Annotated in this window: 15 protein-coding genes and 1 tRNA gene; 10 read left to right on the forward strand and 6 right to left on the reverse strand. The window is 37.9% G+C overall.

Translation table 11 applies throughout. The annotated features are described in order from the left end of the window. Window positions 1-115 precede the first annotated feature (115 nt). The 8 genes from APB85_RS13920 to mqo all read left to right on the forward strand — a co-directional run bounded on the left by APB85_RS13920 (window position 116) and on the right by mqo (window position 8189). Window positions 116-976 carry an SPFH domain-containing protein gene (locus APB85_RS13920; protein WP_057482034.1) on the forward strand — a complete coding sequence of 287 codons (861 nt, stop codon included), beginning with the start codon at window positions 116-118 and terminating at the stop codon, window positions 974-976. Window positions 977-984: 8 nt separating this feature from the next. Further along, window positions 985-1923, forward strand: a complete 939-nt coding sequence (locus APB85_RS13925; RefSeq protein ID WP_057482327.1) for an alpha/beta hydrolase family protein — start codon at window positions 985-987, stop codon at window positions 1921-1923. A 1-nt stretch (window position 1924) separates the two neighbouring features. After that, on the forward strand, window positions 1925-2092 hold the full coding sequence (locus APB85_RS13930; protein WP_070053311.1) for an Arc family DNA binding domain-containing protein: 168 nt from the start codon (window positions 1925-1927) through the stop codon (window positions 2090-2092). After that, window positions 2092-2913: a Cof-type HAD-IIB family hydrolase gene (locus APB85_RS13935; RefSeq protein ID WP_057482035.1), complete on the forward strand. Its 822-nt coding sequence runs from the start codon at window positions 2092-2094 to the stop codon at window positions 2911-2913. The genes APB85_RS13930 and APB85_RS13935 overlap by 1 nt, the downstream gene beginning before the upstream one ends. A gap of 61 nt (window positions 2914-2974) precedes the next feature. After that, entirely contained in the window at window positions 2975-4240 is a 1266-nt protein-coding gene (locus tag APB85_RS13940) for a DUF819 family protein (RefSeq protein WP_057482036.1), read from the forward strand. A 144-nt stretch (window positions 4241-4384) separates the two neighbouring features. Then, window positions 4385-5146, forward strand: a complete 762-nt coding sequence (locus APB85_RS13945; RefSeq protein WP_057482037.1) for a DUF4369 domain-containing protein — start codon at window positions 4385-4387, stop codon at window positions 5144-5146. A gap of 170 nt (window positions 5147-5316) precedes the next feature. After that, entirely contained in the window at window positions 5317-6591 is a 1275-nt protein-coding gene (locus APB85_RS13950; protein ID WP_057482038.1) for an L-lactate MFS transporter, read from the forward strand. 86 nt (window positions 6592-6677) lie between these two features. Further along, window positions 6678-8189, forward strand: a complete 1512-nt coding sequence (mqo, locus tag APB85_RS13955; protein ID WP_262506258.1) for a malate dehydrogenase (quinone) — start codon at window positions 6678-6680, stop codon at window positions 8187-8189. A 73-nt stretch (window positions 8190-8262) separates the two neighbouring features. Here mqo and APB85_RS13960 read toward each other — a convergent pair. The 6 genes from APB85_RS13960 to APB85_RS13985 form a co-directional block, all read right to left on the reverse strand. Next, window positions 8263-8336 (reverse strand) — tRNA-Thr (locus APB85_RS13960). Window positions 8337-8345: 9 nt separating this feature from the next. After that, window positions 8346-8609, reverse strand: coding sequence for a hypothetical protein (locus APB85_RS13965; RefSeq protein ID WP_037316387.1), 264 nt, complete (start codon window positions 8607-8609; stop codon window positions 8346-8348). Window positions 8610-8672: 63 nt separating this feature from the next. Further along, window positions 8673-9131 carry a peroxiredoxin gene (locus tag APB85_RS13970; RefSeq protein ID WP_057482040.1) on the reverse strand — a complete coding sequence of 153 codons (459 nt, stop codon included), beginning with the start codon at window positions 9129-9131 and terminating at the stop codon, window positions 8673-8675. Then, on the reverse strand, window positions 9132-9542 hold the full coding sequence (locus APB85_RS13975; RefSeq protein WP_057482041.1) for a 6-pyruvoyl trahydropterin synthase family protein: 411 nt from the start codon (window positions 9540-9542) through the stop codon (window positions 9132-9134). Further along, window positions 9539-10057, reverse strand: coding sequence for an isopentenyl-diphosphate Delta-isomerase (gene idi / locus APB85_RS13980; protein ID WP_057482042.1), 519 nt, complete (start codon window positions 10055-10057; stop codon window positions 9539-9541). The genes APB85_RS13975 and idi overlap by 4 nt, the downstream gene beginning before the upstream one ends. Window positions 10058-10159: 102 nt before the next feature. Then, window positions 10160-11761: an OmpA family protein gene (locus APB85_RS13985; RefSeq protein WP_057482043.1), complete on the reverse strand. Its 1602-nt coding sequence runs from the start codon at window positions 11759-11761 to the stop codon at window positions 10160-10162. A gap of 232 nt (window positions 11762-11993) precedes the next feature. On the opposite strand from APB85_RS13985, the gene APB85_RS13990 reads away from it, so the two are divergent. Then, on the forward strand, window positions 11994-13583 hold the full coding sequence (locus APB85_RS13990) for a peptide chain release factor 3 (protein ID WP_057482044.1): 1590 nt from the start codon (window positions 11994-11996) through the stop codon (window positions 13581-13583). Window positions 13584-13686: 103 nt separating this feature from the next. After that, window positions 13687-15057 carry an alanine/glycine:cation symporter family protein gene (locus APB85_RS13995; protein ID WP_057482045.1) on the forward strand — a complete coding sequence of 457 codons (1371 nt, stop codon included), beginning with the start codon at window positions 13687-13689 and terminating at the stop codon, window positions 15055-15057. Window positions 15058-15059 lie beyond the last annotated feature (2 nt).

The following is a 15059-nucleotide window of genomic DNA, read 5'->3' on the forward strand; positions in this document are numbered from 1 at the left end:
TATTTTTTGCAAATATAATGAAGCCCATATTTTTTATATGTTAAATCTTTTCCAGGTTTAAACTAATATAATATATTTATGATATCAATTTAATATCAACCAATTTTAGAACATCATGACTCAGGAAAAAGAACTCAAGGCCTCAAACGGTTATATAATGCTGTTTGTTTTTTTAATTTTATTCTTTGGAAGCATTATAGGTTTCATTGTACTCAGCAATGCCTGGTTTATTCTTGGAATAATTATCGCACTATTTATCCTTCCCGGACTTATTCTGGTTAATCCAAACGGTTCCAGGGTACTTTTACTTTTTGGAGATTATAAAGGCACGGTTAAGCAAAACGGACTCTTTTGGGTAAACCCTTTTTACACCAAAAAGAAAATTTCTCTCCGCGCCAGAAACTTTGACAGTGAACGCCTAAAAGTGAACGATAAGTTGGGAAACCCAGTAATGATAAGCACTATCCTGGTTTGGAGGGTACGCGATACTTATAAAGCCTCTTTTGATGTTGATAATTTTGAAAATTTTGTAGTGGTACAAACAGATGCTGCGGTTAGAAAACTTGCCAGTCTATATCCTTATGATAATTTTGCCGACGAAGGTTTAGATGAAGATATCACCTTGCGTTCCAGCGTAAATGAAGTTAGTGATGCTCTGGAAAAAGAGCTGGAAGAACGCTTACATATAGCAGGAATTGAGGTTCTGGAAGCTAGAATTGGTTACCTGGCTTACGCCAACGAGATTGCCAGTGCGATGTTAAAACGCCAACAAGCAACAGCAATTGTTGCTGCCCGACACAAAATTGTTGAGGGTGCGGTGAGTATGGTAGAAATGGCCTTACATCAGCTAAACGAAAAAGAATTAGTAGACCTTGATGCCGAAAGACGTGCAGCAATGGTTAGCAATTTAATGGTGGTTCTTTGTAGTGATAAAGACGCTACACCCGTAGTTAATGCCGGTACTTTAAATCATTAAAAATGCCTATGAGACATTTAAAGTTTAGTTTAATCTTAATTTTCCTAGGAAGTTTTAGCTCCTTCGCCCAGGAAACAACATTTTCTGAAGAAGAGATTGCTATAGATAAATTTACCGATGGAACTCTCACAATGCCTTCTGATGTTAAAAATCCTCCTTTGGTTATTTTTATTCAGGGCTCGGGCTTAACCAATCGCGATGGCAACCAAAGTGGTATGCAGAGTAATTTTTCAAAAAAAATTGCTCATCAATTAGCTGAAAATAAAATTGCAAGTTTCAGATTTGATAAACGAAGTATTAAAGCAAAGGAGTTAAACCTGGAGACAATTTCATTTGACGACTTTATAACCGATGTAGAAAATATTCTTAGCTACTTTAAAAAAGAAAACTTCAGCAAATATGTTATTGCAGGACATAGTCAGGGTTCGTTAATAGGTATGATTGCTGCAAAAGATAATGCAGATGCTTTTATCTCGCTTGCGGGCCCAGGAGAAAGTATTGATTCTCTTTTAGCCAAACAACTTTCAGCACAATTACCTCAGCTAAAAGATGATATCACGAAAAGTTTACAGGAAATTAAGATAACCGGAAGTACTTCAGATTACCCGAAGATCTTTCAAATGGTTTTACATCCTAAAAATCAAGCTTTTTTATCTTCCTGGATGAAATATGATCCTTCAGAAGAAATTGCCAAACTTAAAATTCCCGTTTTGGTGATAAACGGAACAAATGATGCCCAGGTAAAAGAAGAACAAGCCAAAATTCTGCATAAAGCTGCTCTTAATTCCGAATTAGTATTATTGGAGAATATGAACCACGTTTTTCGTGAAATAGTTTCTAATGATTTGACTAAAAACTACCAGACATATAATAATCCTGAATTACCCTTGCATCCCGAATTAATTCCGGTTTTAACCGATTTTATTAAAAATCTGGAAATTAAATAAAATGAGTAATAAAAAAGCATTCGCCCTTAGAGTTGACGAAAAGATGCTGAAAGCCATTGAAAAATGGGCTGCTGATGAATTCAGGAGTACCAATGGGCAGATCGAGTGGATGCTAAATAAAGCACTTAAAGAAGCAAATCGCCACCCTAAGAATAAAAAAGAAGAATAATGGAATACAAAATAGTTTTCTCAGACATTGACGGGACTTTATTAAACCATGACAGGGCATTATCTCCTGCTACAATTTCAACGATAAAAAATTTAAAAGATAAGCTGCCCTTCGTGCTCATTTCGGCAAGAATGCCGGCAGCGATGAGACACCTTCAGGCAGATCTGGATATAAACGAGCAACCCATAATTTGCTACAATGGTGGATTGATCTTAGTGAATGGAAAAGCGGTGAGTTCTACTGAAATTCCAATAAACACGCTTGAAAATCTTTGTGATTTTAATAAGAATATGAATTGCCATTTAAGCCTTTACCATAGTGACGAATGGTATGTTCCGCAGTATGATCAATGGGCGGCGCGTGAAGAAAACAACACCAAAGTAAAACCGGAAATTAAGTCAAATAGAGATGTGCTTTCTTCCTGGAAAAAAGACAATAAAGGTGCGCACAAAATCATGGCCATGGGAGATGAAGCGCATATAGATGAAATTAAAGATTTTCTTTCCCAAAACTTCCCAGATCAATTGCATTTATACCGTTCTAAACCCACTTATCTGGAAATTGCTAACAAAGAAATTTCAAAACTTACTGCAATTAAATTTCTTCTTAAAAATCATTTTGATCTAAGTCCTGAACAAACTATTGCATTTGGCGACAACTATAACGACGTAGAAATGATAAAAGGCGTAGGTATGGGCGTAGCAGTTGGAAATGCAAGAAAAGAAGTGCTGGAAGTTGCTAATATTGTAACGCAAAGTGGTAAAGAGGATGGAGTTGCAAATAGTTTAAAAGAATTGTTTAAAATCAATGTACAGGATTAGTGACAATCCTTAAGAAGAGTTTAAGAAAAATTGTATTTTGGCGCCGCTTAAAACTTTTCTAATGCAAGATACACCTGTTTTTACCAATGATGCGATAGTATTCGGACTTTTAATGCTCGCCCTGGGTTTTGTGTTTGTCACTTCTTCCCAAAAAGAGGGGTTCTGGAAAAAATTCTATGCAGTTGTTCCTGCACTTCTCATGTGCTATTTAATTCCGGCGATTTTTAATTCGCTTGGATTAATAGATGACAGCACCTCTCAACTTTATTTCGTGGCCAGTCGCTACCTCTTACCTGCCTCCCTGGTTTTAATGACACTTAGTATAGATCTAAAAGCCATTTTTAACCTTGGGCCAAAAGCACTTATTATGTTTTTTGCAGGTACCGTTGGAATTATCGTTGGTGGTCCGCTTGCCATTTTAATTGTTTCAGCAATTTCTCCTGAAACTGTTGGCGGCGTTGGCCCAGATGCCATTTGGCGTGGTCTTTCTACCATTGCGGGAAGCTGGATTGGCGGTGGAGCTAACCAGGCAGCAATGCTGGAAATATATGAGTATAACCCAGAACTGTACGGTGGGATGGTACTGGTAGATATCGTAGTAGCTAACTTGCTCATGGCAGGTTTACTTATGGGTATTGGAAAAAGCGAAAAAATTGATGAATGGCTAAAAGCAGACAACTCAGCTATAACCGAACTTAAAAATAAAGTTTCCAATTATGCTGCCAGCGTAACCCGAAATCCAAGCCTGCCAGATTATATGGTGATGTTAGGGCTTGCTTTTGTTGCGGTTGGGCTCGCACATTGGGGAGCCGATGAGATTTCAGCATATTTATTAGCAAATTTTGAAATTTTCAACGATAGCAAAAGTGCACTTTCTTCCTTCTCTTCTTCTTTTTTCTGGATGATCACTATCGCAACAGCTATTGGTATAGCTCTTTCTTTCACTAGATTTAAAAAGTACGAGGGCGCCGGTGCCAGTAAATTAGGAAGTATTTTTATTTATATTCTTGTAGCAACCATTGGTATGAAAATGGACCTGGGCATGGTTTTCGACAATCCGGGTCTCATCGGCATCGGACTTATATGGATGTCTATCCACGTGATTTTTCTATTTGGTACCGCCAAACTTATTAAAGCACCTTATTTTTTCCTTGCGGTAGGCAGCCAGGCTAATGTTGGAGGAGCAGCATCAGCACCTGTTGTTGCAGCGGCATTTCACCCATCCCTTGCGACCGTAGGAGTATTACTTGCGGTTTTTGGATATGTAGTAGGTACCTATGGTGCAATTCTAACTACTATTTTAATGCAAATCGCAGCCGGGAGTTAGTTTAAAATAGAAAATTATAAGATATTTGCCGCCTGAATCAGAAACCTGAAACCAGCTTGATTCTGAACACAACAAATCAGGAAAACACAAAAGAAGATTGATCAACTTGTGAAAATTCCTACATCGAAAGAAAATTAGAAACAAATGAAAAAAATTAGCATTCTTTTACTGGCAATTATTGCCCTAAGTTCTTGTAACAATAAAGAAAGCAACCTTACCGTAAACGCCAATATTGAAGGCCTTAAGAAAGGAACGGTTTATCTTCAAAAGATAGAAGATACGCTTATGGTAGATGTAGATTCGGTAGAAGTTAACGGCAATGCTAATATAAGCCTGGAAGCTTTCATTGAAAGTCCGCAAGTGATGTACCTTTATCTTAAAAAGGTAGACAACTCTCAGTACGACGATCGCATAGATTTCTTTGCTGAAGAAGGAGAGGTGACCATTAATACCACTCTAGAAAAGTTTGTAACTGATGCAGAGATAATCGGTGCAAAAAACCAGGAAAAACTGGAAGAATATCGTAAAATGATGACGCGTTTTAATGACAAAAACCTGGAGTTAATTAAGGAAAATTTTGAAGCACAGAAGGAAGAAAATGAAGAAAAATTAATAGAAGTAAATAAGCAATATGAAAGCTTGCTTAAAAGAAAATATCTTTACACAGTAAACTTCGCTATTAACAACAAAGACCTGGAAGTGGCTCCTTATTTAGCCCTTTCTGAAGTTTTTGATGCTAATATTAAATACCTGGATACTATTTATAATTCTTTGGAACCAAAGGTGAAAAAATCTATGTACGGGAAAGAGTTAAAAGATTTCCTAAAGGAGCGAAAAGAAGAACAAAAAGAAATAGAAAATATTAAGACTGAAGAAACAGATACCACTGAAGAAAGTGTGAGTTAATTCAGCATTTTATTTAAGAAACTAAAAGCCCGCAATTAAAAAATTGCGGGCTTTTTTATTATATCATTTCTAAGAACACAGTGATTTCATATCTATTTTCACAATAAAAACTTATACTTGTTATCTTATTCAGCTTAATAGCATCATAATATTGAAAAATTCTTTGTAAAATGGAAACCACCACGAAAAATCGTTGGCTAATTGCCGCTTCTGCAGTTTTTATTCATATATCTATTGGGGCGGCATACGCTTACAGCGTTTACACGCAACCTCTTGTTGAAACAAAAGGATGGTCTATGGCTTCGGTTACCACTGCATTCACGATAATGATGGTTCTTGGTGGAGGTTCCGCAGCATTATTCGGAAAATTTGTAGAGAGAAGTGGTCCACGAAAATCGGCCATGTTAGCCGCGGTATTATTTGGATTGGGCCAGGCAGGGTCTGGTTTCGCAATTTCTATGGATTCCTTAACAGGTTTTCTGCTCTCTTACGGGCTTCTAAGCGGCCTTGGGCTTGGAATTGGCTATATAGCGCCGGTTTCAACATTAGTGAAGTGGTTTCCAGATAAACGGGGGCTGGCAACAGGAATGGCAGTGCTTGGTTTTGGTACCGGCGCATTAATAACCGCACCGGTAGCGGCAAGCTTAATAGAATCTATAGGGATAAGTTATACTTTCTATATTTTAGGAATCTCCTATTTTGTTTTAATGACACTTGGTGCATCTTATATAGCTCCACCCCCAAGAAACTGGATGCCGGCAGGAATGAAAGCAGCCGTAAAAGCCGGAACCAGGAAAATCAAAAAGGACTTATCGCAAGCAACATCTGGCGAAGCTGTAAGAACTAAGCATTTTTGGATGCTATGGACTATGATGCTCATTAATACCAGTGCAGAGATCATGATGATCTCGGTAGCATCTCCAATGGCCCAAAACATCGTTGGGTTATCAGCCGGGGCGGCTGCCACAATGGTAGGGATTATGGGAGTATTTAATGGTGGCGGAAGATTAGGCTGGGCAGCAGCCTCAGATTATATTTCCCGCCCAAAGGTTTTTATTATTTTCTTTATCATTCAGCTAGCTGCCTTTATTACACTGCCAATCATTACCAGTGCATTCATTTTTCAAATTTTCATCTTTCTTGTGGTAAGTTGCTACGGTGGCGGATTCTCTAATCTTCCGGCTTTTATAGGCGATCTCTTCGGCACTAAAGAACTGGGAGCAATACATGGTTATCTTTTAACCACGTGGTCTTTGGGCGGACTTATAGGTCCTACCCTGGTCTCACAGATCTACACGAGAACTGGAAGTTATACCCCCGTATTTTATGTTTTTACCGGGTTAATCATCATTGCACTTATCATTAGCATATTATTAAACAGAAGTATTCAAAAAGTTAAAAGCAAGGAAGAAAAACTTCAATACGAGACTGCAACCCCGGAATAATCAATCCTTTTGAAGTTTCTACTAAGTATCGACCTTTAATATTTTATTGGCTAAGATTGGTTTCCTGTTTTTCTAAATTTGAGAAAATCCAAACCATGAATCAAAAAGTACTTGAAGAAAACAACTACGATCTTATTTGCGTGGGTGGCGGAATTATGAGTGCCACGCTCACATTAATGTTGAAATTAGTTGATCCAAAGCTTAAAATAATCATATTTGAAAAGCTAGGTGAGGTAGCTAAAGAAAGTTCTGGGGCGTGGAACAACGCCGGCACGGGCCATTCTGCCTTATGCGAACTTAATTACACGCCAGAAAAACCCGATGGTAGCATAGATATTAGCAAAGCCATTGAAATATTCAGCCAGTTTGAAACCAGTAAACAATTTTGGGCCTACCTGGTAGAACAAAATCTGGTAAAAGATCCTAAAAATTTTATCCATTCGGTACCACATCATAGCTGGGTGACGGGAAATGATAATATTGAATTTCTTAAAAAGCGTTTTAAAGCTTTAACTCAAACAGCAATGTTTGAAGAAATGAAGTTTTCTGAAAACTCGGAGAAACTAAAAGAATGGTTCCCATTAATTGTTGAAGGACGAGAGAATGAGAAAATGGCCGGCACAAGGATGGAAATTGGAACCGAGGTTAATTTTGAAGCGATCACGCAACAGTATATCAAGATTTTAGAAGAACAATTTAATGTACCGGTTTTAAGAAATACAGATGTTTTAGACGTAGACCCAGATGAAAACCTGGAGTGGACGGTAGAAGCTCAAAATTTAGATACTGGAGAAGTAACTTATTATGATGCAGAACACGTGTTTATTGGTGCCGGTGGTGGCGCTCTACCCTTACTTCAAAAGGTAGAGATCGAAGAAAAAGATGGTTATGGCGGCTTTCCGGTAGATGGACAGTGGTTAGTATGTAAAAACCGAGAGGTAATTGAAAAACATTTAGGGAAAGTTTATAGTAAAGCGGGGCCAGACGCTCCACCAATGTCTACACCGCACTTAGACACACGATATATAAACGGAAAACAAGAGTTGCTTTTTGGACCATTTGCAGGATTTACCACTAAATTTTTAAAAGAAGGTTCTATCATGGATCTTCCCTTAAGTATCAATAAAGACAATATCCCCTCTATGTGGGGAGTTTTTTGGCACAATCTACCACTTACCAAATACCTTATGAAACAGGTCACCATGGATCATTCAGACAGGATGGATGATCTTAGAAAATTTATAAAAGATGCAAGGGCCGAAGATTGGGAGTTAAAAGTAGCCGGAAAAAGGGTGCAAATTATCAAGAAAGATGAAGAGCAAGGCGGCGTACTAGAATTCGGTACCGATGTAGTACATAGCAAAGATGGTTCTATAACTGCTTTACTTGGTGCTTCTCCGGGAGCTTCAGTAGCAGTTTCTATTATGCTGGAAGTTATTAATACTGCTTTTCCGGAAAAAGTAAAATCTAAAGAATGGCAACAGAAACTTTCAGAAATGATTCCTTTCTGGAATAAGAATATTGAGGGAAATGAAGCTGAATTCAAAAAAGTACAGGCCAATTCTTCCAAAAAACTGGAGCTCGATGTTCTGCATTAACTTTCAATAGCAGCTTTAATACAGAAGTATACAAAATAAAAAATCCCCTTCAATTCTGAAGGGGATTTTTTTGAGCCGATGGAGGGACTCGAACCCACGACCTGCTGATTACAAATCAGCTGCTCTAGCCAGCTGAGCTACATCGGCCAGTAATTTTTATAGCGCGTTGATCTTCGCTATAAGAGCTTCAGCTTTTGCTTCCAACTCTTTTTCTATTGCTTTAAAATGTTGTTTTTTATTCTCAACATCTTTTTGGTTGATCTTAGTGATCAATTCGTCAAAATCTGCAATGGCTTCGTCTACAATCGCTTCAGTTTTAGATGCGTCTTCAGGGTTAGCCATTTGATGTATGTATGCGGCATCAATAATGTCTCCCATTACATAATTCACATCTCTTTTTAATAATCTTTTACTTGCCATATCACTTAAATTTCGGCTGCGAATTTAGTATATTTTTCAATACAAATAACCTTAGCCCTAAAATTATTTTTCCTGAATTTTCTTTAAGGAATTAAGTGCTTCGGGAATGTGCTGGGAAGCCCCCATGCTATTGAATCTATGTATTAACCTTTTATCTTTATCAAATACAAAAGTTTCTCGTCCTGGTAATAGCCCCATTAAACCTGCTTTTACACCAAAAGCTTTTCGGGCTCGTTTTTCTTTGTCAGAAAGTAGCACGTATGGTAGCTTATGTTTAGAAGCGAACTTTTTATGCGAGTTTTCATTATCGGTACTTATTCCAATAACCTCAGCTCCCAAATCCTGAAATTCTTCATAATGATCACGAAAACTACAAGCTTCTTTAGTGCAGCCCGGTGTAAAATCTTTTGGATAGAAAAATATAACCAGAGCCTTGTCTTCCAGCCTCGAAAAATGAAAGTTCTCCCCTTCCTGGTCTTTTAAGGTTAATCTCGGTAATTTATCGCCAATTTTAAGTGCCATCTATTCTCCTTTATAGGTTACATAATTTCTTGGAGTCTCATAGAGGGTAATCTCCAAATCCAATTCGGGTTTTAACTTTGCCCTGATTTTATTCCAAATCACCACCGTAATATTTTCAGCAGTTGGATTAAGTTCATCAAAAGGAGCCACCTCTTCGTTTAAGTTCTTATGATCAAAAGGCACTTCCACTTCTTCGTAAATTAGGTCCTTGAGTCTTTTTAGATCCATCACAAAACCCGTTTCAGGGTCTATTTCACCGGTCACTTTTACTATTAAATCGTAATTATGCCCGTGGTAATGCGGATTGCTGCATTTCCCAAAAACCTTCAGGTTTTTTTCATCGCTCCAATCTTTACGGTAGAGCCTGTGCGCCGCATTAAAATGAGCTTTTCTGTGTACACTTAACCTCATTTTTGAATGCTTGTATAGTATTTATCGAAAATAATCTTGAACCATTCGGTATAAACTCCGGGATTCACTTCCATATCAGATTTAATTTCACCGAGGCTCATCCATTTCCAGTTAGCCACTTCATCGGGATTAGGGTCTGGATCATCTTCGTAGTTTCCAATAAGAATATAATCGAACTCATGTTCTGTAAGCCCGTTATCAAAAGGAGCTTTATAAATAAAATTCATCACTTCCTTTAGTTCGGTACTAAAGCCCATTTCTTCCTGAAGTCTTCTTTTTCCGGCAGTAATATTGCTTTCTCCTTCCCTTTGGTGACTACAGCAAGTGTTGGTCCATAAACCAGGAGAATGATATTTGGAATGTGCACGCTGCTGGATCATCAATTCGTCTTTTTCATTAAAAACAAAGACTGAAAATGCCAGGTGCAACAAAGCTTTTTCGTGAGCTTCTATCTTTTCCATCAAGCCAATCTGCTCGCCTTTCTCGTTAACTAATACTACGTTATCTGTTCCCATTTTTTTCTTTGAATGCCAAATGTACGAAATGAAGCGCGGCTTTTACAAGTCCACATTTCCTAAAATTATGTTGCAATTATTATTCCCAATAAGGCTTTAAAACTAATTTAAACCCTTCTCCGAATATAAATCACAATCTATACTGAGGATAAATTCTGAACGTCGGTTTTTTCTCTGCTCTTCTTCGGGACAGTTATTATTATTTCCGCAATAATTAACCAATTCAGTTTCCCCATAACCTCTTCCTGTAATTCGTGAACCAGAAATCCCTTTTTCAATTAAATATTGAATTGTAGCTTCAACTCTTCTTTGAGAAAGCTGCATATTATATTCATCATTAGCCCTGCTATCGGTATGTGATCTTATGTCCAGCAAGAGAGCGGGATGAGTGTTCATGAATTTTACTATACTGTCTAAAGCAGGTTTATCTTTAGTTCTTATTTCAGCCTTATCCAGGTCAAAATGAATGGGATCTAAGCTCAAGGCTCCCGTAAGATCGTCGCCAACTTTAGCATCAACTACCGGCAAGCCTTTCCTATTCCCAAATTCCAATGAATTTTTTCTTCGTTTTACTTCTGCGGCATAAAAACTCCAGTTAAAAAAAGCGCGCATCGCTGCAACATGATGAGGATCTCTTCCATAAATACTATGTCCCGCCTGGTACATTACCAATCCATTTTCTGTATTCCCATAAGCGTGGCCGTAGGCAGTAATCACTGCAGTATCTTCGGCAATTTCAGGAATATCGGGCGCATTAGAATCTATTACAATTTTCTTTGTTTCCTTTCGCCACCTGTTTATTTTCTTCGGAAGAAAAATTCTTTCCGAGCCGTTTAGATGAGCCTCATCCGGGCTTCCAATATATTGCGCTACCGGATCTGCCGGCAATAAATTTTGATAAGGCGGTGTGCCGTGTCTATGTTTTTTATAGGGAATTAAACCTGCACTTTGAGCTCCCGGAAACCCGGAACTTAAAAAATTTAACTGAATAAATTCTGTGCTATCACTATTTTCCAGTTTAATATTTCCGGTAAGATTTTCTAATTTACTTACTGCGTGGCAACCCGCCCAAATGGCTCCTTTATATTTCTTATTCCATTTATATAGATTCTTATGAGAATTAAAGCCGGGATCGGCGTGGGGCATTACAAAAATATCATCGCAAATTCCAAGATCTTCAGGGCTTTTCCAATTTTTCCTATTGCTTCCACCGTAAGCATCTACAGGGATTGCTGCAGCTTTAAAAAAAGGCACAGCAATATGCCCATTTTCCCTATCCAGTGTCCATCTGGGCGTTACGGATAAGCTTGTAAAAACCGGAACTTTAACCGATTCCTCCAAATACATTCCCGCAACTCCTTTTTCTTCCCACGCGCTAATTAATTCCCTAATATCATCAGTTAAATAGGAAACGGGGATAATAAATGCCCCACCCCTAAAGGTTGTGTCGCGATAGGTAAAATCGGCAGCATCTTTTGTTTTCTTTGGGTTAATGCACCATTTAATTTCAATCTCTTCATTCTTCAACAAACTATAGATCAATCCATAAGGCTGTATAGAGTTTTCTACAGTTTGTGGATTTGAACCCATATTTATCACATAAGCTCCCTTTGCTATTTGTTGTTCGCCAGGTTGTGCGTAAAAAATTAGACCCTTCAATAAAACAGCCCCAACAACCATTATTATTCTAAAAAATTGCCCCATAATGTAAAATTACTGAATGTTTTCAAAGCCTAAAGTTTTTGACAGATTTTTGAGAAAAGCTTCAGGTATGTTATCATCAGGAGCTTTTAAATAATCCTTAATTTTCCTTAAAATAATAGTACTTTTGCAGCTCTAAATTATCTGGGGTTAACTCCGGGAATTAGCGTTTTACCAAAGAGGTTTTCTTAGCTTTACTATACAACAGGCAGGAAACCCATTAATATTTTTATAGATGAAGAGTTTTCAAAAAGAACTAAAGCGAAGAAGAACTTTTGGGATCATTTCCCACCCCGATGCGGGTAAAACCACACTTACTGAAAAGTTACTGCTTTTTGGTGGTGCTATTCAGGAAGCCGGGGCTGTAAAATCTAATAAGATCAAAAAAGGCGCGACCAGTGACTTTATGGAAATTGAACGTCAAAGAGGAATCTCGGTAGCGACTTCGGTTTTAGCTTTTGAATATAGAGATATAAAGATTAATATACTGGATACTCCGGGTCACAAGGATTTTGCTGAAGACACTTTTAGAACCTTAACTGCGGTAGATAGTGTGATCGTGGTGATAGATGTTGCCAAAGGTGTCGAGGAACAAACTGAAAAACTGGTAGAGGTTTGTAGGATGCGAAACATCCCGATGATCGTTTTCATTAATAAAATGGACCGGGAAGGGAAAGATGCCTTTGAATTACTTGATGAGATTGAACAAAAATTAAACCTTACCGTAACTCCTTTAAGTTACCCAATTGGAATGGGTTACGACTTTAAAGGAATCTATAATATTTGGGAAAAGAATGTAAACCTATTTACCGGCGATCCTAAAAAAGATATTGAAGATACTATTAAAATTTCTGATTTAACTTCTAATGAATTAGATGAATTAATTGGTAGTACTGCCGCAGATAATTTAAGAGAAGAACTGGAACTCGCCCAGGGTGTTTATCCTGAATTTGACAAAGAAGCTTACCTGGAAGGCCGATTACAACCGGTGTTTTTTGGTTCGGCTTTAAATAACTTTGGAGTTCGGGAATTATTAGATTGCTTTATTAATATCGCTCCCACTCCAAGACCTAAAGAAAGTGAAGAACGTGTAGTTAAACCAGACGAAGATAAATTTACCGGCTTTGTGTTTAAGATCCACGCGAATATGGATCCTAAGCATCGTGATAGGCTTGCTTTTATAAAGATTGTTTCCGGAAAATTTGAGCGAAATAAAGCTTACTTGCACGTGAGGCATAATAAAAATCTTAAGTTTTCCAGCCCAAATGCCTTTTTTGCTGAAAAGAAAGAAATTGTAGATGTTTCATATCCCGGTGATATTGTTGGTTTACACGATACCGGCAATTTCAAAATTGGCGATACGCTTACCGAAGGTGAAAATTTAAATTACCGCGGAATTCCAAGTTTCTCTCCAGAGCATTTTAGATATATCAACAACGCCGATCCTATGAAATCAAAGCAGCTTGCCAAAGGAGTTGACCAGTTGATGGATGAAGGTGTAGCCCAACTTTTTACCCTGGAATTAAACGGAAGAAAAATTATAGGAACCGTGGGAGCACTTCAGTTTGAAGTTATTCAATACAGGTTAGAACACGAATACGGTGCTAAATGTACCTACGAAAACCTAAACGTTTACAAAGCCACCTGGGTAGAAGCCGAAGATGAAAAAAGTGAGGAATTTAAAGACTTTAAAAGGCTAAAATCCAAGTTCCTTGCGAAAGACAAAAAGGGACAATTGGTGTTTTTAGCAGATTCTCAATTCTCTTTACAAATGACCAGGGATAAATATCCGAATATTAAATTTCATTTTACTTCAGAATTTTAAGCTTCTGATTCTAAACTATTAAGGAATAAGAAAAAAGAAACCTACTAACACGCTGTATTAAATAGGAGTTAATTTCATATATTTTCAGCGTAATTGAGGTTTTATGAATGCAATAGATGAACTCGTTTCCCAGTTCGCTTCGGCGGTTTGGGGACTTCCTTTGGTAATTTTATTAATTGGCGGCGGATTTTACCTGCTTATTTTATCTAATTTCCTTCCATTTAGGTACCTGGGACATTCATTAGATCTTCTGCGCGGGAAATATAATAATCCCAATGATCCCGGGGAAATCAATCATTTTCAATCGCTTTCTACTGCCCTCTCCTCTACTGTAGGAATGGGAAATATTGCCGGCGTAGCCGTGGCTATAGCTTTGGGTGGTCCGGGAGCTATTTTCTGGCTTTGGGTTAGCGCTGTGGTTGGTATGGCTACGAAGTTCTTTACCAATACCCTGGCAGTAATGTACAGAGGCAGGGATACACAAGGAAATATTCAGGGTGGAGTAATGTACTTTATTGAAGAAGGTCTAGGAAAGAAATGGAAGTTTCTGGCCATCTTTTTCAGTGTGGCAGGCCTTATTGGTGCTTTACCCGTTTTCAATGTAAATCAACTTACGCAAGCTATAAATTACATTCTTTTAGAACCAAATGATATTCCTACCGGTTTTGGCACGAATCTAATTATCGGTATTATTTTGGTGATTCTTACGTCAGTGGTGATTCTTGGTGGATTGCAAAGAATAAGCAAGACCGTTTCTAAACTGGTGCCGGCAATGGTGGCGCTTTATTTTATTTCGGTAATTATTATTTTAATTGTAAACTTTGACGTTGTTCCTTATTATTTCTCCTCAATTTTTACTGATGCTTTTGCGGCAGAAAATTATAAAGGCGAACCAATGCTTGGCGGCGTGCTGGGTGGTTTAATTATTTTAGGAGTAAGAAGAGGTGCTTTTTCTAACGAAGCCGGGATAGGAACCGCTACAATGGCTCATGGAGCCAGTAAAACTTCAGAGCCGGTCAGAGAAGGTCTGGTAGCAATGTTAGGGCCGGCGATAGACACTTTAATAGTGTGTACACTTACCGCACTCGCTATTTTAGTGACCGGAATTTGGCAAACTACAGATGTAAATGGGGTAAGCCTTACTGCAGCTGCTTTTGAAGATTCAATTCCGTATGTTGGAGATTATCTTTTATTGCTCTGCATCTCCGCTTTTAGTATTTCGTCCTTATTTTCTTTTTCTTACTACGGAACAAAATGTCTCTCTTATTTGGCCGGTGCAGAAAACAAACATTATTACAATTATTTCTATATTATAAGTATTCTTTTGGGAGCCACAACTTCTTTGAGTATGATGATTAATCTTATTGATGGATTCTTTGCCCTTATGGCAATTCCAACCATGATTTCCACCTTAATTCTGGCTCCAAGAGTGATGAAAGCTGCAAGAATTTATTTTAAGAAACTTAAAGAATAATT

Source organism: Salegentibacter mishustinae, assembly GCF_002900095.1.
Taxonomy (GTDB): Bacteria; Bacteroidota; Bacteroidia; order Flavobacteriales; family Flavobacteriaceae; genus Salegentibacter; species Salegentibacter mishustinae.